This window comes from Pedomonas sp. (assembly GCF_036515995.1).
Lineage (GTDB): Bacteria > Pseudomonadota > Alphaproteobacteria > Sphingomonadales > Sphingomonadaceae > Pedomonas.
This window is the reverse complement of sequence record NZ_DATBUP010000034.1, coordinates 46689-72373: the sequence shown is the minus strand read 5'-3', so window position 1 is coordinate 72373 and position 25685 is coordinate 46689. Positions and strand designations below refer to the sequence as shown.

The window sequence follows — 25685 nt, the reverse complement described above, 5'->3', positions numbered from 1 at the left end:
CGGCGAAGGCCTCGGCGAGCGCATCGGTTTCAAGGGCGGGCCTGAACATATCCACGACGGCGACCGAGCGCGCGCCAACGGCGGCGGCCATGGGCAGCACGTAATCGGGCGTCATGGCGAGCAGGTGGTTGCCATACCCCGCCACCCGGTCGAAAAGTGCCGCCTGCCCCGGCAGCCAATGGGCGATGCATTCGAATTCGGCGACCCGCAGACCATGGTCTGCGAGGCGCTGGCGGGCATCGGCCGTCGTCAGGCCCTGGCGCGCCAGCTCCTCGACGTGGGACGGCGTCATCGAGAGGGCCTCGAAGCCCGCCCGGCTGACCGGACCCAGAAGATCAAGGAACGGCACATGACTGAGCGGCACCGAGCAAAACACAGTCTCGTTCTTATCGAGGGCCATGGAGCGCCTCTCCTGTTTCTTGTCAGGATTTCCAGACCTGCGTGAAGGTTCACCTCAGGAGCCCGCACGCAGGCCGGCATGGGGCCTCAGCAGGCTTCCTTCTTCACCGGGAAGGCGTCGTAGTAGAACTTGAAACGCTCGCGCAGTTCGTCCGGATCGAGCCCGAAGTCGCCCTTCAGGTTGTAGATGATGCGGCCGTGCTTGTTGCGCGGGTTCTCGTTGAGATAGCCGAGCAGCGCGCCTTCCACCTCCGGCGTCAGCTCCAGATCCGCCATGTCATAGACCTTGCGCATCACGGCTTCCTGATCGCCCATGTACTCGTGGAACAGCACGTCCAGCGACTGGTCCGGCCCCCAGGCCTCGCGCTGGGCAAGGCATTCGCGCAAGAGGCGCTCGATGCGGTCCGCCCACAGCTTGCCGAGGCCGATCGGGTCGACCGGGTCGCGGCGGATACGATCGCAGTAGCAGACCATGGTCAGGAGCGATTGCAGGACCGCGACCGGATCGCGGTGGGTGATGACCATGGTGGCATCCGGGAAGGCCGCCTTCATCGCCGCCAGGTTTTCCATGTGCTGGGGCGATTTCAAAATCCAGCGGTTGGGGCCGCGCAGCCAGGTGAGAACCTGCAGCACCTTCTTTTCATAAAGGTAGCTGCTGGTGCGATCATGGGCAAAATAATGGTCGGTCCAGCGCGGCATGCGCGACTGCCATTCCCAGTTGTAGGAATTCACGTCCATGAACAGCAGCTCGTTGTCTTCATGGATGTGGCTGGCGTCCATGCCGTGCATGGCGACGAAGTGGGGGAGCATCTGCTCGAACGCCGCCCAGAATTCGGCCGAGCGCTGCAGGCGCGGGTCGACCTCGCCTTCCTTCAGCTGAATGCTCGGCACCGGCTCTTCGGATTCCCACAAGGTGAGCGAGCGCAGGCGCTCGTCGCGCGCCAGCCAGTTCACCAGATGCGTCGTGCCCGAACGCGGCAGGCCGGCGATGATCAGCGGGCGATCGATCTTCACCTCGAGAATTTCCGGGTGCTTCTTGACGATGTCCTCGATGCGCAGGCGGTTGGCCATGACGCGCACGGCGTGCTGGAGAAGGGTGATGCGCCCGCCGCGCGTGAAGCCCTCGTCCTCTTCCCACGCCTGAAGGGTGATGCACAGCCGCTCCTTGAAATCCTCCGGGCCGAAGTCGGTCAGGCCGCCGGTCATCTCGCTGGCGCGGGCGAGCACTTCATCGACCGTCAGCGTGTCCGGGAAATCCGCCGGGCCCTGGCGCGCCGCGATGATCTCGGGCGTCAGCACCGGATCGGCCAGATCGTCAATGATGATATCCTTGGGTGCGACCTCGGCCGCTGCGGCATTGCCCATGTTGGCTCTCCCCTCAAAACGCGAAATGCGAAGCCCTGCCTGCGGTTCTTATTATACTGGCAGGTTTCATTATTGGCTGTTATAGCACACGACCGGCCCTGATCAACCACTCTCGACACTGAAAGTTCTCCGTGACCACCAGACCCGCAAAGCCCGATACGCAAGCCCAGCCGAGAACGGCGCCGCGCCGCGGCAGACCCTCTGCCGAGGAGACCCAGCGCCGGATGGCGGAAGTGCTGAAGGTGGCCCGTCAGGAGTTCGTGCGGCACGGCTATCGGGCAACGACGCTGGAGAACATCGCCGCGGCCGCCGGTGTTTCCAAACGCTCGCTTTACCTGTGGCATCAGGACAAGGCGGCGCTGTTCCTGGCCTGCGTTCAGGAAGGCGCGGAGCGTTTTCCCATGCTGGAAATCCAGCCCGGCGCCAGCGTGAAGGAGACGCTGCGGGACTACGCGGTCGGCCTCATCCGCGAGCTTTCCTCCGAGTTCAGCTTCGGCATGGGCCTGCTGCTGCTGCGCGAGGGCAGGGAATTTCCCGAGCTGCTCTCGGCTGCCTCTCACAGCTTCGTCCAGGACCTGATCGAGCCGCTGGCCCGGTACCTGCGCCAGCACGGCCTTGAGGAGGACGCCTCAACCGACCGGGCCGTTCTCCTGATCTCGATGATCCTGACCGAAGTTCATATGAGCATGCTGGTGGGCGCGCCGCTGCCCGACGAGGCCCGCACCGAGGCCTACGCGGACATGGTCGTCGAGGTGTTTTTAAAGGGCGCGAAAGTCGGCGGATAAAGCCTGCTGCGGAGGGCGGGCGCGCCCGGCCCTCCGCGTCTGCGCATCCTTTAGCCGGCGACGGTGAACCCGCCGTCGACGGGCAGGGTCTGGCCGGTGACCCAGCCTGCGGCCTCGCTCGTCAGGAACAGGATCGGGCCGGCGATGTCGTTGGGCTCGCCCAGCCGTCCGGCCGGCGTGCGCGCCAGCGCCGGCGCTGCATAGGCCGGGTTGTTGACGGTGTCCGCGGTCATGCGGCTGCGGGTGATGCCCGCCGCCACGGCGTTGACGCGGATGTTGTCCTTGCCCCACTGGGTGGCGAGCACCCGCACCAGACCGAGAATGCCGGTCTTGGCCGCGCCGTATCCCGGCACGATGCCGATGCCGAAGTAGGAACTCATGGACGCAACGCAGACGATCGACGCGCCGCCCGGCTGTTGGCTCTTTGACAAGGCGCCGTAACAGGCGTGGGACATGCGGTAGGCGCTGGTCAGGTGCATGTTGACGGCGCGGGCGAAGATCTCGGGATCATACTCGTCAAGCCCGATGCTGGGCAGGGCGAAGCCCGCGTTGTTGACGAGAATGTCCAGCTCCGGCAGCGAGCCGCCGACGCGGGCGATGGCGTCCGCATCTTCCACGTCCAGCTGGAGATAGCGATAGCCGGACAGGTCCTCGTCATAATCAGCCGCTGACGGACGGGTGCCGGTGATGGTCACATCCGCGCCGGCGTCGCGATAGGCCGCGGCAGTGGCCGCGCCGATGCCGCTCGTGCCGCCCGTCACCAGAACCTTGCTGCCTGAATAGTTGAAGCTGGGGTTGCCCCACCGTGCGTCTGCCATGTTCTCCCCTTTTCCTTTTTGATCCCTGATCGGCGGCCGCCTGCGGGCAGGCTCGACGATTCCCGCTGCATACTCTAGCCCGCTGCGGACTAAATGAAACTGCTAAGTTTATTAAGGACGCAGTTTTTTTGCCCGCTCTGACTGCCTTGGCTGTTGATCGTTTTTTTCCTATTGACGTTGTGATATTGCTATGACAGGATGGCGACAGTTGGTGTGGTGCGTGGCGTTCTGCTCTTTCTCATTGTTGGAAAAACGGACGTGCGGCGGACCTTGCTCCTGCGGCGCGATCGCTCTTGAGGGAGGGGAAGTGCCCGGTCTCTCCTCTCTTTCGCAGCGATCGCGCCGGGGCCTCGCCACGGCCAGCGCGGCTACCGCCAGCCTGGCCACCGGCAGTGCGGCGCGGCCCTGAAGCCGCACGCATGCCCCGCTCAATCCTTCAGGGTTTTCCCCCGATGGCGGAACCCCGGCCCGCTCCCGGCACTCAATTGAGTATGGAGGCATTGTTGACTGCAACGCCGGTCAGGAGACGAGACGACGGCACTTCGTCATGATTTCCCCCCCGATTGCGGATATCAGGGGGGAACGTTCAGTCTACCCCGCATGCGAGAGTGACATGTCTGAGTTGATGTTAAGCCGCCGGATTTTCATGGGCACCGCAACGACGGGTGCAGTCGCACTGGCTGCGCCGGGTCTGCTGTCATCGCCTGCCAATGCGCAAGCCTGCCCTTCAGGGCAACCCTCGGCAGAGGCGATCAAAGCGGCTCTCAAGGCTGCACACAAGGCCTACAAAGGCGTGAAGGGCGGCAAGAACGCGGATTACATACCAGCGCTTGCCGAGGTGCCGTCCAAGCTCTTTGGCATTGCGCTCGTGGATGCAGATGGACAGATCCATGAAGCGGGAGACTCCCGTCAGCTTTTCTCGATCCAGTCCGTCTCGAAGCCTTTTACCATGGCTCTGGTCATGCAGCAGTCCGGCGCAAAGCTGATCGAGGACACCGTCGGGGTCGATGCAACCGGGCAGGCCTTCAACTCGATCGAGGCCATCGAGCAGCATCGCGGCCGGGAAATGAACCCCCTTGTCAATCCCGGCGCGATTGCAACGGTTGGCAATGTTCAGGGCGCATCGGCCGAGCAGGTATGGGAGAAAATCATCGGCTTCTACTCGGACTGCGCGGGGCGTCCGCTCGAGGTCGATCAGGAGGTCTACAAATCGGAGAGCGCCACGAACCACCGCAACCCTGCCATCGGCGCGCTGATGGCGGCCTACGGGCGATTTCCGATGGACCCGGCGATCGCCACCGACCTCTACACGCGTCAGTGCGCCATCAGCGTCTCGGCACGGGACCTTGCGGTCATGGCCGCAACGCTGGCCTTTGGCGGCTACAACCCCGTGACCAGGCGGCGGGTCCTCGACAGCGAACATGTGCCCGGCGTTCTTGCCGTCATGGCAACGGCGGGCCTTTACGATGATACGGGGAAATGGCTGTTCCAGTGCGGACTGCCTGCCAAAAGCGGCGTCGGCGGCGGCATCGCGGCCGTCGCGCCCGGCAAATTCGGGATCGCCGCCTTCTCCCCGCCGCTGGACGACGCCGGCAACAGCGTGCGCGGCCAGCGCGCCATCATCGACATCACCCGCGCGCTTAACGCCAACCCTTACGCGCAATTCGGCATGTAAGGCTGCATTTGAGCTGCTGCCGGCACACGACCGCGGAAACGGCCGCCGATCTATTCAGTGCGCCGCTTCCCGCGGGTTGAGGAGCTTTACCCCGATCGTCGCAAAATCGGCGACATTGCGCGTGACGACCGTCATGCCATGAACAAGGGCTGTTGCCGCAATGAGTGCGTCGCGATCGCCGCGCCGCCCGCGGCAGAGGAGGTTGCGACGATGCGGCCATAGCCCTGACGGGTCATCGGCGCGACAGCAGCGCGCAAGATGCCGAAGACGCCAGGGTTCGCTCCGCGGCACGGGAGGCCATGCCGGCCGAGGCGATGACGCTTTTGATATCGAGCGTCACATGGTTGGCACACTCGTAGACGACGCCATAGGACTGGTGGATGGTGATCCGGATATCGGAACTGGCGATGTTGTTGTCCCGTAGATCTGGGACATGCTTCCCCTGTGAAGCCATCGTCACCCGGCCTGAGCGCTCAAGCAATGTCTTGCGTGCTCCTGCCGCGAAGTCCATGACGGCGGAGTGATCCTCCGCAGCGACCCTTGGCTCTTCCAGTCAGTGCGAAAGCAGGGTCGGGAGCTGAAGATGGGCGAGGACCCCCTGCGTCGCTCCGCCAAGAACGAAGTCACGGACGCGGGAGTGGCCGAAGCCTCCCATGGCCAGGAGCTGAGCCCCTTGCGACAGCGCCATGACCTGCAACGCCTCGGCTATGCTTCTGTTGCCAAGCGTGGTCTCGATCGGTGCGGCAGTAATATCCCGCCTACCGAGCGACGAGGCCAGCGCCCCGGCAATGTCTGGTCCGCTGAGGGATTTTTCGTCCTCGACCGTCAACACCGAGACACGCCCGCCCTCGCGCAGAAGCGGCAGGATATCGCCAAGCGCGCGGGCGGCAACCCGACTTCCATCCCACGCTATGGCGATATGATCCAGGGGCGCGGGACGCGCCGAGGGCGGCACCAGAATGACCGGGCGGCCGGAGCCGAAAACAACACACTGCGCCATGTCCTGTGCTGCCATGGTCTCACCGGACCAGGGCAGCACCGCGAGATCATAATACCGGGCCTCGGCAGCGGACACGTCGAACGCTCCGCCGATCACGACCTCCCTTTGCTTGCAGTGCACATCAAAAAGCGCCTCTCCTGCCTTTTGTACAAGACCCAGCAGCCGCTGGCATTCTGCCTTGCTCTTTTCCTTCGCGGCGTGGACGAGCCCCGGAACGTTGACGAGGAAACTGCCTAAGGGCGAGGACATTCGAGGGATATCGACCGAGAAGACCGTCACATGAAGTCTGCATCCAAGCGAAGCCGCGAAGCCGGCGGCGGCCAGGATCGCTTCGTCGCCAACCGCTTCAGGATAGGTGGCCAAAGGCATGTAGGCGATACGAGCGTGCTTCATGACGGCTTCTCCGACGGGCCTTGGGGGGACGGCAAGTCACAGGGAAAGCACTGCCTGCGCCACGGGCCTCGCAGCGTCCTCGGCAAAGGAAATAATGGACTGGCTCCAGCCTGCGTCAACCCAGACGGTGGCCTGACGTTCTATGGAGCACAGCCAAGGGGGTCGCCCAAGAGAACGGCCCTGCAACCAGCAATTGATCGAGACCGTCGATAAAGTCGCTTCGCCCTTCGTTGCTTTGTCCTGTTCACGCCTACAACCAACAGACCAGCAAGAGAGGCAGAACGCCGATGAACCGGCTCGCAGGAAAATCGGTTATCGTTACGGGAGGCGCCATCGGCATCGGCAGGGCATGCGTCAGCCGCATGGCCGAGGAGGGCGCCAAGGCAGCCGTGGGCGCCGCACATCCCCTTGGCCGCATGGGAGAACCCGACGATATCACCTGGGCCGTCGTCTGGCCTGCCTCGGACGAAGCGAAGTTCGTCACCGGGGCCGAGATCGTGATCGATGGCGGCTATACGGCCCGGTGACATGACGCTGACGAGCCCCCACGCCCAGTCTGCCGACGCCTGTCTGGCCGCGCTGGATGCCGGCACGGAGGGCCTGACGACTGTGGAGGCTACTCAGCGACTGGCCAGACACGGCCCCAACCGGCTGCCGCAGGCTCATGTTCGCGGCCCCTTTCGCCGGTTCCTCGCACAGTTCCACAATGTCCTGATCTATGTCCTCCTGGCTGCCGCCGTGGTGACGGCTGCGTTGCAGCACTGGGTCGATACCAGCGTGATCCTTGCCGTGGTCCTTGCCAACGCCTTCATCGGATATCTGCAGGAGGGCAAGGCAGAGGCAGCCATGCAGGCGATCCGCAGCATGCTGGCGCCGCGCGCCGCGGTATTGCGCGACGGAGCGCGCCGTACGGTCGACGGTGCTGTCCTCGTGCCTGGCGATGTGGTGCTGCTGGAAGCGGGTGATAAGGTGCCTGCGGATCTTCGCGTCCTGGAAGCGCGGGGATTGGCGGCCCAGGAGGCAATCCTGACCGGCGAATCCGTGCCGGTGGAGAAAACCGTAACGCCTGTGGATGCCAATGTGGATCTTGGCGACCGCAGTTCGATGCTATGGTCAGGCACGCTCGTCACGCAGGGCACGGCGCGTGGCCTGGTGGTTGCGACCGGGCCGGCAACCGAAATCGGACGCATCGGCGGGCTGCTGGCCGAGGTGGAACAGTTGACCACGCCGTTGGTGGCGCAGATGGACCATTTCGCCCGCTGGCTATCGTTTCTGATCCTCCTCGCTTCTGGTCTTCTGCTCGTTTACGGCTACAGCGTCGGCCACCGCGAATTTTCCGAACTGTTCATGGTCATGGTTGGCGTGGCCGTTGCGGCAATTCCCGAAGGCCTGCCCGCCGTGATGACGATTACCCTTGCGATTGGCGTGCAGGCCATGGCGAGGCGCAACGCAATCGTCCGACGTCTGCCGGCCATCGAGGCAATCGGCTCCGTATCCGTCGTCTGCACAGACAAGACCGGCACGCTCACGCGCAACGAGATGGTAGTGACCGCGGTCGAGACCCCGGAGGGGCGCTTTACCGTTCAGGGACAAGGTTACGCTCCCGTCGGGGACATTGCACCGGGAGGCGAGCTGGCCCGCCTCGCCCGGGCTGCAGCCTTGTGCAATGACGCCGCACTCCATTACCGAGACGGTCAGTGGATCGTCGAGGGCGACCCGATGGAGGGCGCGCTCCTTGCGCTGGCGGGCAAGGTCAGCTGTAACATCTCCGCAGAGCGCATCGATGCCATTCCCTTTGACAGTCGCCATCGCTTCATGGCGGTGCTGACCGAAGGGCCGGAAGGCCGGATGATCTACATGAAGGGCGCGCCGGAGCGGGTGCTGAAGATGTGTCGCGGCATCAACCTTGACCACTGGCACAATCGGGCCGAGGCAATGGCGCGGCGTGGCCTGCGGGTTCTGGCCCTGGCCGCTCGGCCGGAGGTGGACACAAGCATTGACGAGAGCACGCTGGATGGCAGCCTGAACTTCCTTGGTCTTCTCGGCCTGCTCGATCCGCCCCGTCCCGAGGCCATCGCCGCCGTCGCCGAGTGCCGGGCCGCGGGTATCAGGGTGAAGATGATTACCGGCGACCACGCCGGCACCGCCGCGGCCATCGCCGCCCAGATCGGCCTCGAAAATCCGGCTCGGGTGCTGACGGGCGCTGAACTCGACATGCTGGACGATGCACAGCTGGCACTGGAGGTTACAACGGTTGATGTGTTTGCCCGCACAAGCCCCGAGCACAAGCTGCGTCTCGTGACTGCACTGCAGGGCCACGGACTTTCGGTGGCCATGACGGGCGATGGGGTCAACGACGCGCCAGCGCTGAAACGCGCCGATGCCGGAATCGCCATGGGACTGAAGGGATCCGAAGCCGCCAAGGAGGCCGCCGATCTCGTGCTGGCCGACGACAACTTCGCCAGTATTGCCGCCGCCGTTCGGGAAGGTCGAACGGTCTATGACAATCTCTTAAAGGTTATCAGCTGGACATTGCCCACCAACGCAGGCGAAGCGACGGTTGTGGTGCTTGCCCTCCTGCTGGGCCTCGCCCTGCCCGTGACCGCGGTGCAGATTCTCTGGATCAACCTGATCACCGCGATCACACTGGGCATCGCGCTTGCCTTCGAGCCGACCGAGGCGGGAACCATGGCCCGCCCGCCCCGCCGCCGCAACGCCCCAATACTCTCAGGCGAACTGGTCTGGCATGTGGTCCTGGTGGCAGTGCTGTTTCTCGCCGCCGTGTTCGGCATCTTAACCTACGCCATCGATCGGGGCTATCCGCTGGCGCTGGCGCAGACCATGGCGATGAACATGCTGGTGGTGCTGGAGATCTTTCACCTTTTCTTCATCCGCAATATCCACGGCACGTCGCTGACATGGGCGGCGGTGCGCGGCACGCCCGTGGTCTGGAAGGTCGTGGCCGTCATCACCATTGCACAGTTCGCGGTCACCTACTTGCCGCCAGTGCAATCCGTCCTTGGAACCCAGGCTGTGCCGTTGTTCGACGGCATGCTGATCGTGGCCGTCGGCGCGTGCTTTTTCGCGGTTATCGAGAGCGAGAAGCAGATCCGGCTCGGTCTGCGAGAGCATTACGGTCGCCGCCGCGAGCCGGCCAGCGGATGAGGCGGTCCGTCAGTGGAGCCGTATCCCAAGGCAGCCAAGACAGGATCAACATGCACCTCTCGGCCAGGTGCAGCCCTCAGCCAGGCGGGCGGACCAGCAAGACGTCACATGGCAGAGCAGACAGGAGCGCCTCCGCCGCACTCCCCAGCAAGGCATACGACAGGCCGGCCCTGCCGCGCGTTCCCAGCACGACGAGGCTGAGCTCCCGCTCACGCGCGTGCCGGACGACCACTTCTGTCACCTGGCCATAATCCAGGATCAGGTTGAGGTTCCGGCGTTGATCAGGCCGCAACCGTGTTTCCGCCAGAAATGCATCCAGATCCTTCTGCACGCCTTGTCTGCTCTCCTGCCCTGCCTCACCCTTGCCGATAAATCCCTCAAACGGCACATGGTAGGCGTGAACGACGTCCAAGGTATTGGCGGGAAACAGGGTTGCAGCTGCCTCGAGCGCATATCGGGAACAGGGAGAAAAATCGATGCCGACCGCAATCGCCTCGTACATCGCATGAGGCCTGCGCTTGACGACCAGCACGGGGACCGGGGCCTGGCGAACCACTCGATCCACCGTCGTGCCCAGGATAAAATCACCCAGTGCATTGTATCGGGCAACACCGGTTATAATCAGATCCGCTTGAAACTCGCCCGCTTTCTCCAGGATCGTCTCCGCAGCCGCACCTCGGGCAATGACAAACCGGGAGCGGATTTCCTCGCATGGCATTTCCGCCGACATCTGCTCCCTGATTGCCTCCTCGTCGACTTTACGGGATGTGGCAGCCTTCCCCTCGAGAACATGCAGAAGGATGAGTTCTGCATTCCATCGGCGGGCAAGATGAATGGCCCTGCCGTGGGCCCGGTCACACCGGGCGGTGAGATCGGTCGCCAGCAACAGCGTCTGTGGCTGGCCTTGGATCCAGTGCGGGTCACTCACAGTCATGGTCTCCTTCCAGACAGGAGTTGCGACAAGCCTGCCGGCCAACGCATACCCAGGCCTCGCACTCAAACGAAGTTCGGCCAGCAATCAAAGCAACAGCGCTGCGCCGCATGCGGCCGCGAGCCCCAGGAAAAGAACGCCGAAGCGGGGGAAGCTCCGCATTTTTCCCTCCGTCACGATCATATGCAGAAGCGCCATACTCAAGAGGTCCGCGCTGGCGGTCACACCTGTCGCCCACTGGTGTCGGCGGGCCGAGCCGAGTGCCGGACGACGGGCAAGCTCCGCCACAGGAAGTCCGGGACTGGCGGGCGGCGGAGGCGGCGCGGCGGCCTTCATGCCCAGGCGGCTGGGCAGAGCGATCAGAAGGGCGAGCAGCAGGGGCCAGACACCGAGCCAGAGATGGGCAGGCGTCAGCACCGTCAGCTGCTGATTGCCACCGGCCAGCGTGAATGCCGCCCAGGGCAGCACGACCGCCGCCAGCCCGAGACCGAGAAGATCCGCAACCCTTCCCCCGGGCTCCATCCGCGTCGCCGGCAGGCGCATGACGAGGCCGAGAAAGCGCACCATCAGCAAGGCGGTGGCGGTGGACGTCAGCGGCAGGAGCCAGTGCACGGCCCCGGCCCAGTGGGCCGGCAGATGATCCGCCGCACTTTCCACCCACAGCTTGGCCAGCGCCCCGCCTGTCAGGGGCGCTGCAGCCAGCGACAGGGACAGCACAAGCAGGAAACCGAGCCGCCAGTCCTGGCGCAGCGGCAACGCACCCAGCCCAAGAAACAGCGCGGCCTTTACCAGACCATGATGCGCCGCAAACAGGGCCACGGCCGGAGCCGTTGCGGCGATGCCGCCCGCGTGGCCTGCCCCGATGCCGATGGCCGACAAGGCGATGCCCATCTGGCTGGCGGTCGAATATCCTAGCAACGCCCTCGCGTCGCGCTGCACGATGCCAAGCATCGCACCGCCAAACGCCATCAGGAGCCCAAGGATGATCAGCGCCATCGCTCCCGACGCGCCAGGTCCGCCGCCGTCGGGCGGCAGAAAGCGCAGGACTCCAAAAATTGCGGCGTTGACCAGAACACTGGAGAGCAGTGCCCCGCCCACATACGGGGCAGCACGGTAGGCCACGGGAAGCGCAATATGGAACGCCGGCAAACCGAGCTTGGCGCCGAACCCGGCGACCAGCAGCGCCGCCGTCAGCGACCTGGCCTCCGGCGCAGTGCTACCGATCAGGAACCCGGCCAGGATCAGCATTTCCCCGACGAGGGCGAGGCCGAGGTAGAGCCGCCCCGCGTCGTGGCTGCGGCGCGAGCGCCCTGCGACCACAAGGCCGTACGAGGCAACCGTCATGAGCGAGAAGAAAAAATAGAAGCCGATTGGATCGAACGTCACCAGCGCTCCCAGACTTCCCGCCTGTGTCGCCAGCGCCGCACCGAGAAACCAGGGCGCCTGAAAATGGCGCACGATGTACAGGCCCGCCACGGTCCAGATCAGTGTCCCTGCAGCGATCAGCATCAGCGCCGGCGGGTCCACGCCCACGCGCACGCCGAGCATCAGCCACGGCAGATCCGTCGGCGGGCTGCCGAACGCCAACACAGCCGCCGCCAGCAGCGGCCAGGAGGAAAAAGGCAGCACGCGCACGATGCCGCCCCGCAACCGGGGCCAGAACAGCCCAAGCCCAAGCACGGCCGGGAGCAGCACCGCAGGCAGGAGCCAAGCAGCCGTCGTCACAGTCGATACTCCACAGCCACCACATCCCGGATCCAGGACAGAGGGCTGACGGGTGTTCCGGCAAACAGGCCGACCGCCACTGTCGCGATGGCCGTCGTGACCGGCGGAAACAGCAGGCCCGCCTTGGTTTCGAACCGGCCAAACGACTTCTCCTCGGGCCAGGGCCCCGTCTGCTTGCGAAACCAGACCCGACTGAGGATCGGCAGAAAGTAGGCGGCGTTAAGGAGGCTGCTGATGAGAAGAACCACCAGCGCCCAGCCCGCGCCCGACTGCACTGCGCCGCTCCCCAGATACCATTTGCTGATGAAGCCGGCAAAAGGCGGCAATCCGATCATGCCAAGCGCGGCGACGCTGAATGCAGCCATGGTCCATGGCATGCGTGCGCCCGCGCCGTTCATCTCGCTCACCTTATGGATGCCAAGCGTCTGGCCGAGGTTGCCCGCGCAGAGAAAGAGCGTGATCTTCATCAGGCCCTGATGAACGAGGTGAGACAGTCCGCCAATGCTGGCAAGCGGGCTGTAAAGGGCAATGCCGAGCAGAATGTATGAAACCTGGCTGACGGTCGAATATGCAAGCCGCAGCTTCAGATCGTCCTGCCGCAGCGCCTGAAAGGACCCATAGAGAATTGTCGCTGTCGCCAGAACAGCAAGGGCATCGCTGAGGCCCAGCGCGTGGGACAGTTCCACGCCATACACATCGTAGACGACACGTATGATGCCGAATGCGCCCGCCTTGACGACTGCAACGGCATGGAGCAGCGCGCTCACCGGTGCAGGCGCCACCATGGCGCGCGGCAGCCACTGATGAAGCGGAACGACAGCGGCCTTGACGCCAAAACCGCCCACCATCAGCGCGAAGATGAGCCTCAGGGCAGTTTCGTGTTCCTGCCCCAGGCCTTCGAGCACGCCGGCAACCTCCAGGAAATTCGTCGATACGGCCAAGGTCTGTACCCAGACGGTTCCGGCAAGCAGCAGCACCCCGCCCCCGATAGTAAAGGCCAGATAGACCGTGCCCGCCCGGCGCGCCTCGGGCGTGCCGTTATGAACGACCAGCGGATAGGTGGCGATGGTCAGTAATTCATAGAAAACAAACAGGGTCAGCAGATCACCCGCCATGGCTATACCCACCGTGGCAGACACGCACAGGCTATAAAATCCAAAAAACCGGCTACGGTTCGGAGAATCCTCAAGGTAGCTGACGGCGTAAACGGTCATCACCAGCCACAGGCCGGCTGAAAGCGTCACGAACAGCAGCGCCAGGGAGTCGATCCGCAAGACGAGATCGTTGCCGGGCAGGAAAGGCACCGAGGCGCTGTACTCGAGCCCCGCGTAGACCCCCTGCAGCACGACGATGACGACCGCCACCTTGAACAGGGCCCCGCACAGGTTAAGCGCAGTGCGCAGCCGAACGCTCTTCTCCGGCAGGAAAAAAATAATGAGGCCCGGTAGCAGCGAGCTCAACAGAATGAGGAGTGGCGGCAGCGCATCGTTGCTCATGATCTCGTCATTTCGGCTATGGCACTGTCCAGCCCGATGGCAACGGCATTGCCGGCAAACCCCAGCATGAACGACACCAGGGCAAGGGCGAGCGCCGCCAGTTCAGCGACGCGCGGCACCTGCGCGAAATCTCCGGTATCTGCGCTGGGTGCCTCGAAGGCTCGCGCAAGAATGATAAAGACGTAGCCAGCCGCAAGCAGGCCACCGCCAAGCGGCACGAAGCTCCACCACCAACGGCCGCTTTCGAAGGCAGCCACGAGCAGCAGCCATTTTGCTGCAAAGCCGCCGCTTGGCGGCAGGCCGATCAGTGACACGCCAGCCAGACCCAAGGCGAAGGTGGTCAGGGGCACGCCGCGCGCCGCACCGCCGATGGCAATAATCCTGTCGTGTCCATACGCGCGTAAAATGATGCCTGCGGCCAGGAACATGGCCGCCTTGGCCGTGCCATGCGCACAGACCAGGATGAGCGTTCCCTGCCAGGCGGAGACGACCTCGGCGAGTGGAAACAGAAGGAGCAGATAACCCAGTTGCGCCACCGTCGAATAGGCCAGCAGGGGTTTCAGACGCTGCTGGCAGAGCGCCAGCATGGACCCCCACACCACAGCCCCGGCCCCGCACAGGCCAATCAGCACTCGTGCCGCCGCGAGAGAGTCAAGGGCGGCAAAGACCTCGAACCACAGGCGCAGCAACAGGTAAAATCCGGCTTTGACCACAAGGGCTGAAAGCATGGCGCTGACGGGCGCGGGCGCAGAACCATGCGCGGGCGGCAGCCAGACGTGGAGGGGAAAAAGGGCCGACTTGATGAACAACCCCGCCGTCGCCAGGGCCAGGGCAAGCATGCCGATGGGATCGTCCTGCATCACCGTCGCCAGCAGGTCAAAATCAAGCGTGCCATAGCGGGCGTAAAGCAGCGCGACGGCCAGGAGATAGGAGAGCGATCCGGCCAGCGCAGCCAGAAGGTACCTCATTCCAGCGACGATCGGCGCAGATGTTCCGGTGATCGTGACCAGCGCAACCGCGGCAAGGCTGACGATTTCCAGCGTGACATAGGCGTTGAACAGATCGCGCGTGAGGAACAGGGCGTTGAGACCTGCGATCAGCAGAAGGAGCAACGGCCAGAACCATTCGGACTGGCGATCCATGCGGTTCATCATCGACGACGCAAAAATGCCGACGCCTGCACTCACGATCGCCGTGATCGCCAGCATGATCGCTGACAGTCCATCCAGACGCCAGGCAATGCCCAGCGGCGGCATCCAGCCGCCGAGATGGTACGCGGCAATACCGCCCGGCGCCGCCAGAGGGAGAAGAGCAGGCACTACGCCCGCCGTCGCCAGCAGCCCCGGCAACACCAGCCATGGGCTCGCCGCACGCCCGAGGACGAAGCTCAGCGCCCCAAGGCTCAGCGGGATCCACACCAGTGCAGGTACAAGTGCAGCAGCGAATGCCGGGGTGCTCATTTGCGCCGTTCTTCCGGCAGGTCCGTCGCCCCGGTTACATCATACAATCGGCGCAGCAGCGCGAGCGCATAAGCGGTGATGGAAACGGAAATGACGATGCCGGTCAGGACCATTGCCTGCGGCACCGGATCGGGATGGGCTCCCCCGTTGAAAGGTGCAACACCGACCAGCACGAGGAAGGTCCCGCTCGCCGTGACGTTCGCCGCAATAATTTTTGTGAGCAGGTGCGCCTGCAGAAAAAGCGCGCGAAGCCCGATACCGACCATCAGAGCGCCGGCGATCGCATAGATCAGGCTGTGTCCCGTCATGGCCGCCTCCCTCGCAGTGCACGCTCCGGCGGGTGGGCAGGCACCCCGACAACAAGAGCTGCAAGGCAGCCTCCGATCGACAGGGTGAGGCCGGCCTCGATCAGGACGATCGTAATGCCGCTCCATTCTTCGGACCATTGCAGGACGGCATCGCCCGTGACCATTGGAACCGCTCCAGCCGCCAGGAAGAACAGAAGTCCACCGGAAAGCCACAGACGCGTCGCCACAGCCTCGGGACGGATGCTGAATTTGCGACCCGAGAGCAGCAGCAGGACCAACGCCGCCCCAAGCACCGTTCCCCCCTGAAAGGCCCCTCCCGGGATCGTCGAGCCTGCCCACCAGAGGTAACCGGCAATGACAAAGGCGACCGGAACCATATAGGGGACGAACCACATCAGCATCGGGCTGGGCTCCGGGCCGCTGCTCAAGGCCTCGGTCGCGGCCGGGGACAGCTCCTCTCCGGGATGAAGCGACAACGCTCCGATAACGGCAAGCAGAAGAACGCCGATCTCGAGCAGCGTATCGTATGCGCGGAAGTTGAGCAGTACGGCCGTGACAGCGCTTTCAACGCCGCTGGCTTCAAGGTTCCGCTCAACCAGCCCGGCCAGGCCGGGAGCGGCCGGCAGATGAACGGCGCTCCAGACCAGCCCCGCGGCCAGCGCCGTCGCGAGGAGGCTGACAAGGATGTCTGCCGCGCCTCTGGTCATTGCGGCCCGCCCCGCTTCTGCCGTTTCCAGCGCAACCGGCCCAGCGTATCCAGGAGCAGCACGCCCGTCAGACCGGCCCCGACCGCAGCTTCCGTCATTGCCAGATCCGGCGCGCCGAGCCGCAGCCATGCAAGCGAGGCCAAGAGACCAAGAACAATGAACATGACGACCGCGCGGAACAGGTCGCGGGAGGTCGCCTGTGCCGACGCCCAGACCAGAAGCATTGCAAGAGTTGCATCAAAGGCCAGACCGAGGTTTTCGGTCATGGCCTGAGGCCCTGACGGTGCGCCGCCTCGGCGATCAGGTGGGCGATGCTGGCCGATGCAACGGCCGCCAAAGTCCAGATCAGGGCCAGCTTGAACATGACCAGGCCCGGACCGGCCCGGACAACCAATCCCAGCACGACAAATCCGAGCCCGAGCGTGTCCGCCTTCGTCAGGGCATGGAGACGCGTGTATGCGTCTGGAAAACGCAAGATGCCAACCGTGCCGGCAAGGAAGAAAAACGCGCCGCAGAGGATCAGGAACACGGACAGGAGTTCAGCAGCGTTCACGGCTACTCCTCCTCCCCCGCGCCGAGGGCGCGAACGCGCAGCCGACGCACAAACGCGACGCCGGCAAGCGATGCCAGGAGAGCAAAGAGAAGCGCAATATTCAGGGCAGCGGCTTCCTTCATTGCAGACCCCAGAAGAAGCAGGATTCCGATGCCCGTCGAGCCCAGCAACTGTGCCGCCAGCATCCGATCGGTGTCAGTCGGCCCGCGCCAGACGCGAACGAGGCCGGCGACCACCGTCAGAAGGAGAAACAGCGCCACGGCCATGTCAAATTCGGTCATTGGCTCCTGTCTCCTGCAGCAGGGCTCGCTTCAGTCGGTCATTGGTGTCCTGATGAGTCAGCCAGAGGACCGGGCTGTCGAGATTGATGGCGTGAAGCAACAGGCCATTTTCCTGAAAACGCACAACCAGCGTTCCGGGCTGCAAGCTGAGAATGTAAGACGTCGCCACCCCGTAACGGCTCCCGGGATCGGGCAGCGTATGCTCGAGAAACCCCGGGTTGATCGGCAGGCGGGGACGCAGTGCCCTTATGGCCACATCCGCGCCGCCCAGAAAGATCAGCTGGAGAAAGCGGGGTACAACCATTGCAAGGTCCAGCCAGCCCACACGGCCGGAGGCCGGAGCCAGACGGCCATGAATGACCGCCGCTGCAACCGAGACGGGCAGGCCATATGGCAGGGACGACAGCTCTCCCCGGGTGAGGACATACCAAACCCCCAGGAACGCAAGGCTGCGTACAAGCAGGCTGGCCCACCAGGCGCCGCCACAAGCCATCCCTTTGCTCCCCAGGTTGCCTTGCACCTTGACCCTCGTCTCCAGGGAAGTCGCGAGCACAATCATTAGACCGGCGGCTTGGCCAGACGTTACTCAAGGAAGACAACGCGGATATTCCGTCAGGGTTCAGAACAACCGCCAAGGCTTCAGCCCTTAGCAGGCTCGCTGATCCCGGACAGGCGGGGCAGAAGGGCTCGGCTTCGGCCCCTCGCTGCAGCGGCAGGCCAGACGGGCGGACTGCAAGCTGCCCGATCTGGCAGGGTATTCACCCCGCCTTCCCTTTCCGACAAGCGAGAATGCTGCTAGTTAAACAGCGAGAGATTCTATCAGCAACATCCATTGCTACCGGCAATGTGTTCCAGGCGTCGGGTAAGTTAGTACGGCCATGAGAAAATGGTTCATGAGGATGGCGCCCGACCGGGATAAGCTGCTCCGAACCCGTTGGCTTGCGCCCTTTGCTCACCGGCTGGCTCAGACAGAGATCTGGCAGTTCAACCGGCGCAGCGTCTCGCGTGGAATTGCGCTTGGCCTGTTTGCAGGGTTCCTGCTGCCGGTCGGGCAGATTGTGCTGGCTGCGCTTCTTGCGGGCTCGGCGCGCGCCAACGTCCTGATTGCGGCTGCAGCGACGCTGGTGACCAATCCGCTGACCTTCCCGCCGATCTACTATGCTGCCTATCGCACGGGGTCCTTCATTCTGGGCGCAAGGGCCGAGGGGCCTGTGGCCGTTCCCGACGGCGCATCAGGGGCCTCCGCCGGATTGTGGCAGGCCTTCACCGGCACATCGCTTGCCACCATGACCGGCCTACTGATCTTTGCAATCGGCTCCAGTCTTCTAGCGTTCTGCGCCGTCCACCTGGTGTGGCGCATATCGCTTTCCCGGCAGTGGCGGCGCAGGAAACACGCCCTGCGCAAATGACATCCTCCGGCAGCGACCGGTTCATCCGCGCCAGAAGCGCGGCGCAAACAGAATGAGCACTGTGAAGAGTTCAAGGCGCCCGAGCAGCATGCCAAGGGACAGGAGCCATTTGGCCGCATCCGGCAGCGGGCCGAAGTTGCCGGCAGGGCCGATGATCTCCCCCAGGCCGGGGCCAACATTGGAAAGCGCAGTGACGGCGCCGCTGGCACTGGTCAGAAAATCAAGCCCAAGCGCCATGAGAGCAACCGTCAGCACGCCGTAACACAGGAAGAACACCGCGAAGAACGCAACGACGGAGCCCACCACCTCGTCGTCCAGAACGCGGTCTCCATAGGACCTGGGGAAGATCCCGTGCGGATGCAGCAGTCGCGAGAAGTGCGCCTTGAGCATGATCGCCATCACCTCGAAGCGGAAGATCTTGATGCCGCCGGAGGTGGAGCCCGTGCATCCGCCCACGAACATCAGCCCGAAGAACAGGCCGACAATGGCATTCCCCCACAGCGCATAGTCGGCGCTGGCAAAGCCCGTTGTCGTGATCACGGACACGATGTTGAACGCGGCATGTCGGAACGCAGCCTCGAGACCGTATTGCCCTGAGGCCGCCAGCCATGTCCCAACGAGGAGGATGGCGACTGCGAGCAGCCTCAGCATCGTCCTCAGCTGCCGGTCCAAAAGGGCTCGGTAATCGCCTGCCATGAAGCGAACATAAAGGACGAAGGGCACGCTTCCGGACAGCATGAACACCGTCGCGAACCATTGGATCCCGTTCGCCTCCCAATTTCCGAACGACCTGTCCGAGGTCGAGAAGCCGCCGGTTGCAATGGACGTGAGGGCATGGATCAGGGCATCAAAGGCGCTCATGCCAGCAAGCCGATAGACGACGATCGCGATACCGGTAAGGCCCAGGTAGACCGCACCGATGGCCATCGCCATCTGGCGCACCCGGGGCATGACCTTCTCCGAGCGGTCAGAGGACTCCGTGCGGAAGAGCTGCATGCCGCCGATGCCAAGGGCCGGCAGAATGGCGATGGCAGTTGCAATAATCCCGATGCCGCCCATCCATTGCAGGATCGCGCGCCACAGCAGCATGCCGGGCGGAGCCCGCTCAAGCCCCGAGATGACGGTGGCTCCGGTTGTTGTAATGCCGGAGACGGCCTCAAAGAAGGCATCGGGCAGACTGCGGGAGACGGCGCCGTAATCTGAGAAGAAGAAGGGGAGCGCGCTGACCAGACTGACGCTGAGCCAGCTCAACGGCGTCAGGAGGAATGCCTGCCGGAGCGTGAGGCCGGCGTGCAACGCCCCGCGGGATCTGCGCAGGAGAAGCAGGCCGATCGCACCGGAAAAAACGGCTGCGCTGGCAAAGGACTGCCAGTCGCTGTTGGCAAAATAGAGATCGGCCAACATTGGAAACAGCATCATGCCCGCTGTCGACAGCAGCATCAGCCCTATCAGGTGAAGGACCGGCTTCAGGCCGAGCGTGTGCGGCTGCCCGCGCACGCGGGTGCCCATCTCGACGCCCGTCATCCGAACAGGCCCCTGCGCGCCCCGAGCAAAGCCTCGGCGAGCCTGAGATAGCTGTAGGTGACCAGGACGATCACATGATCACCGACCCGCAGGGCCGTCTCGTCATCGGGAAGGATCACACGGCGGTCACGGACCACCGCACCGACCTTTATGCCGGGCGGCAGACCGAGCTGGCCGAGCGGACGGCGCAGGAGGCGCGAGCCTTCGCATATCTCCGCCTCGATCACCTCGCCGAAGTCCTCGCGCAGGGTGTAGAGCGCATAGATCGCGCCGTGGCGGACGTGGCGCAGGACGGTCGAGACAGTGACGGCGCTCGGGCTGACAACGGCATCGATGCCGAGCGTGGGGATCAGGCTTTCGTAACTGCTTTTGTTGACGAGCGTGATCGCACGGCGGCATCCGGCCTGCTTGGCAAGCACCGAGGTGAAGATGTTGGTCTCGTCATCATCCGTCACGGCAACAATCGTATCGGCCGAGCCGCACTGAGCCTCTGCCAGAAGTTGCCGGTCAAGCGCATCGCCCTGCAAGACAACGGCCCTGTCGCCAAGCTCGCGTGCGATCTCCTCGGCGCGGTCCTTGTTTCGTTCGATGAGCTTGAGATCGATCCTTGAGGCAACGCGCAGGATCTTGCGCGCCAGATGCGACCCGACATTGCCAGCGCCGACGATAACGACTTTCCGCGCAGCGCCGGCCTGATGTCCGAACGTGCGAACCGCTGCCTCGACCTGCTCGCTTTCCGTCAGAACATAGACATCATCGCCCGCCGCGAGATGATCGCCTTTGTCCGGCATGAAGCTGCGACCGGCGCGGACAACGGCGAGCACCGTCATCCGCGCACCCGAAAGGCCCTCGGCAATTTCAGAAAACGTCCGGCCGATAACGGCGTTGCCCGGGTTGCTGTGAATACCCAGCAGCTCGACACGCCCGCCCGCCATCGGCACCCGGTCAAACGCGCCGGGCGTGCGCAGGCGGCGGGCTATGCCCTCGGCGATTTCGATTTCGGGCGAAATGATAATATCAATCGGCAGATGCTCGGCCGCATACAGCCCGGTCTTGTCCTGCGCGAGGTAACCGGCATGGCGCAGCCGGGCGATACGTCGCTTGACGTTGAAGAGCGAATACGCGACCTGGCAGGCAACCATGTTGACTTCGTCCGATCGCGTCACGGCGATTAGCATGTCCGCATCCCGGGCCCCGGCCTCGCGGAGTGTCTCGGGATGGGAGGCGTGCCCGACCAGCCCCCGCACATCGTAGCTTTCATCGACGCGCCGGACCTGTTCCGGGTCGAGGTCTATGACCGTGACGTTGATGCCCTCGGATGCCAGTTGCCGCGCGATCGTCGTCCCAACCTGACCGGCGCCGCAGATGACGACTTTCATTCCCGCTCTCCGATCACGTCACGACGCCGACGCTGGACTGCCCGCATGACTGTTCCCTGTGCAGGTGCATCAGGGAGCGTTGATTGCCTCGCGCACCGGAACATGTAATCAATAGTTCTCCGCATCTGGAAGGCAACTCTCGGGAGAGACATCATGGTCGCCAGCAGGCTCCTTGTGGAACGCGGCTCGTTGCGTGATCGCTCCGAAGACTGGGGCCTGTTCGATTTTCTTGCGCTGCCATCGCCCGGCGATCGCATCATTGCGGAACACGACGGCGAGACCCATTACCTGACCGTGATCTGCGTCCACCATCAGCCCGTCGCCATAGCGGAGGAACGCGCCGGAACGGCCTCTCGGGTGGCATCCGCGTCCGTCGCTGCCAAATGGACCGGCTCGTCCTCCTCATAGCCCTGCCCGCCGGCACGCGGCGCGAGCGGAGCGCCGAGCGTGCGCAGGCGCCGGGTTATGCCGCCGTATCTTCCCGGATGACCAGCACGTCGCACGGGACGATTTCCATCAGATCCTCCGCGTGGCTTCCGATCGTTGCATGAAAGAAGCTGCTGCGGCCGCGCGTGCCCATCACGAGCAGATCGGCCCCGCGCTCCTGCACTGCCTTTATGATGACGTCTCCGATCTCGCCTTCTTCCAGAAGGTCGACAATCCTCTCGCGCGGGCCGGACTGGATTTCGGAATGCGCCAGAAACGCGTCCAGTTCGCGACGGGCCTGTGCGCGTACATCCTGCCTGACCTCGTCTGATTTCAGAAATCCCTCGAACGGGATATTGAAGGCATGCAGCAGCGCGATTTCCGCATGGGGAAAGAGTCGCATCGCCCTGAGCAGCGCGGCGCGCGAGCAGTCCGAAAGATCCGTTGCCACAAGCAGGCGCTCATAAGGCCGGAAGGCGCGCCGCTTCACGACGAGAACGGGGGTCGGCACATTGCGGATGATATGTTCGACGGCTGTGCCGAGAAGGTAGTCGCCAAGGCTGTTGTAGCGCGCCACGCCGGTCACGATCAGATCGCTGCCGCGCGCGCGGGCGATCTCGCTCAGGACCTTCGGAGCGGACCCTTGCTCGATAACCAGTTCCGCTGACTGCGCCTGCTCCGGCAGATCAAGGCGCAGGCGCTCGATCTGCCGGTCGTCAACCGGATCTGCCTTCTTCTCGAGGACGTGGGCAATGGCAAGACCCGCCCCCAGCTGTTCCGCCAGCAGTATTGCCCGGTCCAGCGGACGATCGGAGCGCGCGCTGAAATCGCTCGCCAACAAAATTTCTGGTGACTGGTTCATCGAGAGCCCTTTCGGTGGCGAATTTCAGTTTCAGGCAGCGGAGTCTCGTGCGGGCGGCCCGGAGAACCGCAATACACTCCAGCCGATCACACCGGCCAGCAGCGAGCCGCCGATGATGCCGATCTTGACCTCTTCTTGCAGGATCGGATTGTCGGCAAAGGCCAGAAGCCCGATGAAAAGGCTCATGGTGAAACCGATGCCGCACAGGAACGAGACGCCCAGCAGCTGCCGGCCGGACGCGCCTGCCGGCATGTCAGCGAGCCCGAACCTGATGGCGAGGGTGGCGGAGCCGAAAACGCCGATCAGCTTGCCGGCAAGCAGCCCCAGGGCCACGCCGAGCGTGAGGTGATCGGTGAGAATATCGGTGGTCAAGCCCGAGAATGACACGCCGGCGTTGGCGAAACCAAAGATGGGAATGATAAGGAACGTAACCCAGCCGTGAAGGCCATGCTCGAGCCGGTGAAGTGGCGAATGCGAAGGCTCATCCGCCGAGGCGCGTCGTACCCGCAAAGGAATAGCGAGTGCCAGCAGGACCCCGGCGATCGTTGCATGGACGCCCGATCGCAACACGAGATACCATAAGACTGCGCCGACGATCAGATAGGGGGCCAGGCGCAGCACACCCATGCGATTCATGGCGATGAGGACGATCATGGCCAGGGCTGAGAAGCCGAGATAAGGCAGGGACAGGTTATTCGTATAAAACAGGGCGATGATAATGACCGCCCCCAGATCATCGATGATGGCGAGCGCCGTCAGAAATATCTTCAACGAGACTGGAACGCGGCTGCCCAAGAGTGAGAGCACACCCAGAGCAAATGCGATATCGGTGGCCGCAGGAATGGCCCAGCCCTGAGCCGTCACAGGATCTCCGGCATTGAAGGCCAGGAACACAAGCGCAGGCACGGCCATTCCGCCCGCCGCCGCGATGCTGGGAAGGATGCGGCGGTTCCATGTCGAGAGCTGGCCATCAAGCATCTCCCGCTTGATCTCCAGCCCGACCAGCAGGAAGAAGCCCGCCATCAGAAGGTCGTTTATCCAGTGAAGCACGCTGAGCGGCCCAAGGTAGCTGCTCAGGATACCGAAATAGGTCGGGCCCAGCGGCGAATTGGCCACGATCAGCGCAAGCGCGGCTGCGCCCATCAGGATCAGTCCTCCTGATGCGCTGTCACTGAGAAAATTCCGAAGCGCCGAGAAAGAGCGGCTGCGAGTGGCAGAGAAATCATCTTGCGATGACACAGGGATACTCCTGCGGAATACGGTTGAACAAATTCTCCGTATTCGGGAACGAACGCTCCCGGGCGCACGCAGCACACGCCACGCAGGAAAGATAAAACCGTGCGCCGCCTTGTCAATGGCAAATGGCCACTGCCCAGCACCCGCGCAGCCTCAAGGCGGCGGCTTGCAACGGACGCGCAGGTCCGCCTGTCAGCGCAAGGGCTGGCCCCGGAAGGGGGCAGAGATCAGGCCATGGTGGTCGCAGCGCCGCCTGCGGCAACATCAAGGGCCGTGCCGGTGATGTGGGCGGCATCGTCCGACAGCAGGAACAGGGCAGCCGCTGCCACATCCTCCGGCTCGACCCAGGGCACGCCTTGCGGGGTGTGGGGATTTTCGCGCATCCTGGCCTCGAATTTCTCGCGTGTCGGGGCGGGATCATTGGGGAGCGCGCGACGCCAGGCGGCCGGATTGTTGACGAGCGGCGTGTTGACGCCCGTCGGGCAGACGCAGTTGACGGTGACGCCCTGTTTGGCGACCTCGAGCGCCAGCGCCTTGGCGAGGCCGATGACGCCCCACTTGGAGGCGCAGTAATGCGCGCTGCCCGCAATGCCCATGCGGCCCGCGGCCGAGGAGGTTGCAACGATGCGGCCGTAGCCCTGCCGGGTCATCGGCGCGACGGCGGCGCGCATGATGTTGAAGACGCCGTAAAGGTTGGTGCGGATGATGTCATCGAACTGCTGGTCGGTCATCTGGGCCAGAGGCGCGCTGGCGTAGATGCCGGCGTTGGCCAGCAGGAAATCGACGCGGCCGAAGTCCTTGAGGGCGCGCTCAATGACGCCGGTGGCGGCAGCGGCATCGCGCACATCCGCCTTGACCCCGACGAACCGGCCACCGGCCTCCCGCACGAGGCGCGCGGTTTCGTCCATGTCCGCCTGCGTTGCGAGGGGATAATCCAGCGTTGCGATCGGCTCGAGGATATCGCAGCCAAGGATGGTTGCGCCGTTCTGCGCCAGCAGCACCGCGTGGGCACGGCCCATCCCGCGCGCCGCGCCGGTGATGACCGCCACCTTGCCGGCGAACCGCGCGGGAGGGGACGCCGGAGCTTGTGCCGCAGCGCCTGCGGCAGACGCCATGCCGGCAGAGGCGATGACGCCGCCCGCCATCCCCATGACGGCGCGCCGGGAAACGGACGGGCCTGCGTCAGCTTCGGGACCGGATCCTGTCTTGCTGTTCGACGTCATCTGGAGATCTCCCGTGATGTTGCAGCCGCTCTTTGCTGTCTCATGGGCAGGATCCGGCCGCGCCGCAGACAAAGCCCGGCGAGACCGGATCCGTGGCAAGGGCTCAGGCCTTGTCGGTCAGAACCTCGGCGTTCTCCGGCTCCCAGTATCCGCGCAAGGACAGGAGCTTGCCTTCCTCATTCACCGCGTAGGTGAAAACGCCATTGACGCGCATATGGCTCGGCTTCCCGTCGATGACGTTCCTGATATCCAGCGTCACATGGTTGGCGCATTCATTTGCCGCGCCATAGGACTGGTGGATGGTGATCCGGATATCGGAATTGGCGATGTTGTTGTCCCAGAACGCCTCGCGTTCCGCCGGAGTGCGGTGGCCGTTGCCTGCCGGGTCGAGATAGGAGGGGCCGATCGGATCCTCGATCACGGCCTCGGGCGCAAAGAGGCCGAGCCAGCCTTCCTTGTTGTGGCTGTGGACATATTCGCGCGATTTCAGCGCGGCGGTCTTGGCGGGATACTGTCTTTCCATGTGCGGTGTATCCTTTTTTGCAAAACGGGGCGGCCCGGCCTG

General features: G+C 64.0%; 26 protein-coding genes and 1 pseudogene. 6 read left to right on the top strand and 21 right to left on the bottom strand.

From position 1 onward, the window contains the following. Nucleotides 1-400: pseudogene (locus tag VIG90_RS02935) on the bottom strand (sugar phosphate isomerase/epimerase); the annotation flags it as partial. Between the two features lie 86 nt (nt 401-486). Next, a complete protein-coding gene (locus VIG90_RS02930) occupies nt 487-1764 on the bottom strand; it encodes a sulfotransferase (RefSeq protein WP_331591935.1) in 1278 nt (425 codons plus the stop codon). A 131-nt stretch (nt 1765-1895) separates the two neighbouring features. Here VIG90_RS02930 and VIG90_RS02925 point away from each other — a divergent pair, with 131 nt between their 5' ends. Further along, nucleotides 1896-2549, top strand: a complete 654-nt coding sequence (locus tag VIG90_RS02925; protein WP_331591934.1) for a TetR/AcrR family transcriptional regulator — start codon at nt 1896-1898, stop codon at nt 2547-2549. A 50-nt stretch (nt 2550-2599) separates the two neighbouring features. Here VIG90_RS02925 and VIG90_RS02920 read toward each other — a convergent pair whose 3' ends face one another. Further along, nucleotides 2600-3367 carry an SDR family oxidoreductase gene (locus VIG90_RS02920; protein WP_331591933.1) on the bottom strand — a complete coding sequence of 256 codons (768 nt, stop codon included), beginning with the start codon at nt 3365-3367 and terminating at the stop codon, nt 2600-2602. 613 nt (nt 3368-3980) lie between these two features. On the opposite strand from VIG90_RS02920, the gene glsA reads away from it, so the two are divergent. After that, the gene (gene glsA, locus VIG90_RS02915; protein WP_331591932.1) at nt 3981-5042 is read left to right on the top strand and encodes a glutaminase A; all 1062 of its coding nucleotides are present in this window, start codon (nt 3981-3983) and stop codon (nt 5040-5042) included. Between the two features lie 232 nt (nt 5043-5274). Here the strand turns inward: glsA and VIG90_RS02910 are convergent, their stop codons facing one another. Both VIG90_RS02910 and VIG90_RS02905 read right to left on the bottom strand, forming a co-directional pair. After that, nucleotides 5275-5553 carry a hypothetical protein gene (locus VIG90_RS02910; protein ID WP_331591931.1) on the bottom strand — a complete coding sequence of 93 codons (279 nt, stop codon included), beginning with the start codon at nt 5551-5553 and terminating at the stop codon, nt 5275-5277. Between the two features lie 42 nt (nt 5554-5595). Beyond that, on the bottom strand, nt 5596-6435 hold the full coding sequence (locus VIG90_RS02905; RefSeq protein WP_331591930.1) for a universal stress protein: 840 nt from the start codon (nt 6433-6435) through the stop codon (nt 5596-5598). Between the two features lie 287 nt (nt 6436-6722). On the opposite strand from VIG90_RS02905, the gene VIG90_RS02900 reads away from it, so the two are divergent. Next, nucleotides 6723-6962, top strand: a complete 240-nt coding sequence (locus VIG90_RS02900; RefSeq protein WP_331591929.1) for an SDR family oxidoreductase — start codon at nt 6723-6725, stop codon at nt 6960-6962. Between the two features lies 1 nt (nt 6963). Next, nucleotides 6964-9600 (top strand): HAD-IC family P-type ATPase, encoded by a 2637-nt coding sequence (locus VIG90_RS02895; protein WP_331591928.1) that lies wholly within the window; start codon nt 6964-6966, stop codon nt 9598-9600. 76 nt (nt 9601-9676) lie between these two features. Here VIG90_RS02895 and VIG90_RS02890 read toward each other — a convergent pair whose 3' ends face one another. From VIG90_RS02890 to VIG90_RS02845, 10 genes are all read right to left on the bottom strand, one after another. Further along, nucleotides 9677-10534, bottom strand: a complete 858-nt coding sequence (locus tag VIG90_RS02890; protein WP_331591927.1) for a universal stress protein — start codon at nt 10532-10534, stop codon at nt 9677-9679. Between the two features lie 84 nt (nt 10535-10618). Beyond that, nucleotides 10619-12256: a proton-conducting transporter membrane subunit gene (locus tag VIG90_RS02885; protein ID WP_331591926.1), complete on the bottom strand. Its 1638-nt coding sequence runs from the start codon at nt 12254-12256 to the stop codon at nt 10619-10621. Continuing rightward, a complete protein-coding gene (locus VIG90_RS02880) occupies nt 12253-13752 on the bottom strand; it encodes a complex I subunit 5 family protein (protein WP_331591925.1) in 1500 nt (499 codons plus the stop codon). Before VIG90_RS02880 ends, VIG90_RS02885 begins: the two co-directional genes overlap by 4 nt. After that, a complete protein-coding gene (locus VIG90_RS02875; RefSeq protein WP_331591924.1) occupies nt 13749-15212 on the bottom strand; it encodes a complex I subunit 5 family protein in 1464 nt (487 codons plus the stop codon). The genes VIG90_RS02880 and VIG90_RS02875 overlap by 4 nt, the downstream gene beginning before the upstream one ends. Continuing rightward, nucleotides 15209-15520, bottom strand: coding sequence for a sodium:proton antiporter (locus tag VIG90_RS02870; RefSeq protein WP_331591923.1), 312 nt, complete (start codon nt 15518-15520; stop codon nt 15209-15211). The genes VIG90_RS02875 and VIG90_RS02870 overlap by 4 nt, the downstream gene beginning before the upstream one ends. Continuing rightward, nucleotides 15517-16227, bottom strand: coding sequence for a Na(+)/H(+) antiporter subunit B (locus VIG90_RS02865; RefSeq protein ID WP_331591922.1), 711 nt, complete (start codon nt 16225-16227; stop codon nt 15517-15519). Before VIG90_RS02865 ends, VIG90_RS02870 begins: the two co-directional genes overlap by 4 nt. Next, nucleotides 16224-16493 (bottom strand): Na(+)/H(+) antiporter subunit B, encoded by a 270-nt coding sequence (locus VIG90_RS02860; RefSeq protein ID WP_331591921.1) that lies wholly within the window; start codon nt 16491-16493, stop codon nt 16224-16226. Before VIG90_RS02860 ends, VIG90_RS02865 begins: the two co-directional genes overlap by 4 nt. Then, nucleotides 16490-16780, bottom strand: coding sequence for a monovalent cation/H(+) antiporter subunit G (mnhG, locus tag VIG90_RS02855; RefSeq protein WP_331591920.1), 291 nt, complete (start codon nt 16778-16780; stop codon nt 16490-16492). Before mnhG ends, VIG90_RS02860 begins: the two co-directional genes overlap by 4 nt. A gap of 2 nt (nt 16781-16782) precedes the next feature. Further along, complete coding sequence (locus tag VIG90_RS02850) at nt 16783-17061, bottom strand: monovalent cation/H+ antiporter complex subunit F (protein ID WP_331591919.1); 279 nt, start codon at nt 17059-17061, stop codon at nt 16783-16785. Further along, complete coding sequence (locus tag VIG90_RS02845) at nt 17048-17554, bottom strand: Na+/H+ antiporter subunit E (RefSeq protein WP_331591918.1); 507 nt, start codon at nt 17552-17554, stop codon at nt 17048-17050. The genes VIG90_RS02850 and VIG90_RS02845 overlap by 14 nt, the downstream gene beginning before the upstream one ends. A gap of 400 nt (nt 17555-17954) precedes the next feature. On the opposite strand from VIG90_RS02845, the gene VIG90_RS02840 reads away from it, so the two are divergent. After that, entirely contained in the window at nt 17955-18470 is a 516-nt protein-coding gene (locus VIG90_RS02840; RefSeq protein ID WP_331591917.1) for a DUF2062 domain-containing protein, read from the top strand. Between the two features lie 21 nt (nt 18471-18491). Here VIG90_RS02840 and VIG90_RS02835 read toward each other — a convergent pair whose 3' ends face one another. Together VIG90_RS02835 and trkA are read right to left on the bottom strand one after the other, a co-directional pair. Then, nucleotides 18492-19994 carry a TrkH family potassium uptake protein gene (locus tag VIG90_RS02835; protein ID WP_331591916.1) on the bottom strand — a complete coding sequence of 501 codons (1503 nt, stop codon included), beginning with the start codon at nt 19992-19994 and terminating at the stop codon, nt 18492-18494. Then, the gene (trkA, locus tag VIG90_RS02830) at nt 19991-21373 is read right to left on the bottom strand and encodes a Trk system potassium transporter TrkA (protein WP_331591915.1); all 1383 of its coding nucleotides are present in this window, start codon (nt 21371-21373) and stop codon (nt 19991-19993) included. The genes VIG90_RS02835 and trkA overlap by 4 nt, the downstream gene beginning before the upstream one ends. Before the next feature lie 153 nt (nt 21374-21526). Between trkA and VIG90_RS02825 the strand changes: the two genes are divergently transcribed. Beyond that, complete coding sequence (locus VIG90_RS02825; protein WP_331591914.1) at nt 21527-21781, top strand: hypothetical protein; 255 nt, start codon at nt 21527-21529, stop codon at nt 21779-21781. A gap of 55 nt (nt 21782-21836) precedes the next feature. Here the strand turns inward: VIG90_RS02825 and VIG90_RS02820 are convergent, their stop codons facing one another. From VIG90_RS02820 to VIG90_RS02805, 4 genes are all read right to left on the bottom strand, one after another. Then, complete coding sequence (locus VIG90_RS02820; RefSeq protein ID WP_331591912.1) at nt 21837-22661, bottom strand: universal stress protein; 825 nt, start codon at nt 22659-22661, stop codon at nt 21837-21839. 30 nt (nt 22662-22691) lie between these two features. Further along, nucleotides 22692-23900, bottom strand: coding sequence for a Na+/H+ antiporter NhaA (gene nhaA, locus VIG90_RS02815; protein ID WP_331591937.1), 1209 nt, complete (start codon nt 23898-23900; stop codon nt 22692-22694). A gap of 224 nt (nt 23901-24124) precedes the next feature. Further along, a complete protein-coding gene (locus tag VIG90_RS02810; protein ID WP_331591911.1) occupies nt 24125-25120 on the bottom strand; it encodes a mycofactocin-coupled SDR family oxidoreductase in 996 nt (331 codons plus the stop codon). A 103-nt stretch (nt 25121-25223) separates the two neighbouring features. Then, a complete protein-coding gene (locus VIG90_RS02805) occupies nt 25224-25643 on the bottom strand; it encodes a nuclear transport factor 2 family protein (protein ID WP_331591910.1) in 420 nt (139 codons plus the stop codon). Nucleotides 25644-25685: the final 42 nt, after the last annotated feature.

Bases quoted from the DNA above. Each gene is read 5' to 3' on its own strand.
- VIG90_RS02930 (WP_331591935.1), bottom strand. From the start codon at position 1,764: ATGGGCAATGCCGCAGCGGCCGAGGTCGCACCCAAGGATATCATCATT.
- VIG90_RS02920 (WP_331591933.1), bottom strand. From the start codon at position 3,367: ATGGCAGACGCACGGTGGGGCAACCCCAGCTTCAACTATTCAGGCAGC.
- glsA (WP_331591932.1), top strand. From the start codon at position 3,981: ATGTCTGAGTTGATGTTAAGCCGCCGGATTTTCATGGGCACCGCAACG.
- VIG90_RS02910 (WP_331591931.1), bottom strand. From the start codon at position 5,553: ATGGACTTCGCGGCAGGAGCACGCAAGACATTGCTTGAGCGCTCAGGC.
- VIG90_RS02905 (WP_331591930.1), bottom strand. From the start codon at position 6,435: ATGAAGCACGCTCGTATCGCCTACATGCCTTTGGCCACCTATCCTGAA.
- VIG90_RS02900 (WP_331591929.1), top strand. From the start codon at position 6,723: ATGAACCGGCTCGCAGGAAAATCGGTTATCGTTACGGGAGGCGCCATC.
- VIG90_RS02895 (WP_331591928.1), top strand. From the start codon at position 6,964: ATGACGCTGACGAGCCCCCACGCCCAGTCTGCCGACGCCTGTCTGGCC.
- VIG90_RS02890 (WP_331591927.1), bottom strand. From the start codon at position 10,534: ATGACTGTGAGTGACCCGCACTGGATCCAAGGCCAGCCACAGACGCTG.
- VIG90_RS02880 (WP_331591925.1), bottom strand. From the start codon at position 13,752: ATGAGCAACGATGCGCTGCCGCCACTCCTCATTCTGTTGAGCTCGCTG.
- VIG90_RS02875 (WP_331591924.1), bottom strand. From the start codon at position 15,212: ATGAGCACCCCGGCATTCGCTGCTGCACTTGTACCTGCACTGGTGTGG.
- VIG90_RS02870 (WP_331591923.1), bottom strand. From the start codon at position 15,520: ATGACGGGACACAGCCTGATCTATGCGATCGCCGGCGCTCTGATGGTC.
- VIG90_RS02865 (WP_331591922.1), bottom strand. From the start codon at position 16,227: ATGACCAGAGGCGCGGCAGACATCCTTGTCAGCCTCCTCGCGACGGCG.
- VIG90_RS02860 (WP_331591921.1), bottom strand. From the start codon at position 16,493: ATGACCGAAAACCTCGGTCTGGCCTTTGATGCAACTCTTGCAATGCTT.
- VIG90_RS02850 (WP_331591919.1), bottom strand. From the start codon at position 17,061: ATGACCGAATTTGACATGGCCGTGGCGCTGTTTCTCCTTCTGACGGTG.
- VIG90_RS02845 (WP_331591918.1), bottom strand. From the start codon at position 17,554: ATGGCTTGTGGCGGCGCCTGGTGGGCCAGCCTGCTTGTACGCAGCCTT.
- VIG90_RS02840 (WP_331591917.1), top strand. From the start codon at position 17,955: ATGAGGATGGCGCCCGACCGGGATAAGCTGCTCCGAACCCGTTGGCTT.
- VIG90_RS02835 (WP_331591916.1), bottom strand. From the start codon at position 19,994: ATGACGGGCGTCGAGATGGGCACCCGCGTGCGCGGGCAGCCGCACACG.
- trkA (WP_331591915.1), bottom strand. From the start codon at position 21,373: ATGAAAGTCGTCATCTGCGGCGCCGGTCAGGTTGGGACGACGATCGCG.
- VIG90_RS02825 (WP_331591914.1), top strand. From the start codon at position 21,527: ATGGTCGCCAGCAGGCTCCTTGTGGAACGCGGCTCGTTGCGTGATCGC.
- VIG90_RS02820 (WP_331591912.1), bottom strand. From the start codon at position 22,661: ATGAACCAGTCACCAGAAATTTTGTTGGCGAGCGATTTCAGCGCGCGC.
- VIG90_RS02810 (WP_331591911.1), bottom strand. From the start codon at position 25,120: ATGACGTCGAACAGCAAGACAGGATCCGGTCCCGAAGCTGACGCAGGC.
- VIG90_RS02805 (WP_331591910.1), bottom strand. From the start codon at position 25,643: ATGGAAAGACAGTATCCCGCCAAGACCGCCGCGCTGAAATCGCGCGAA.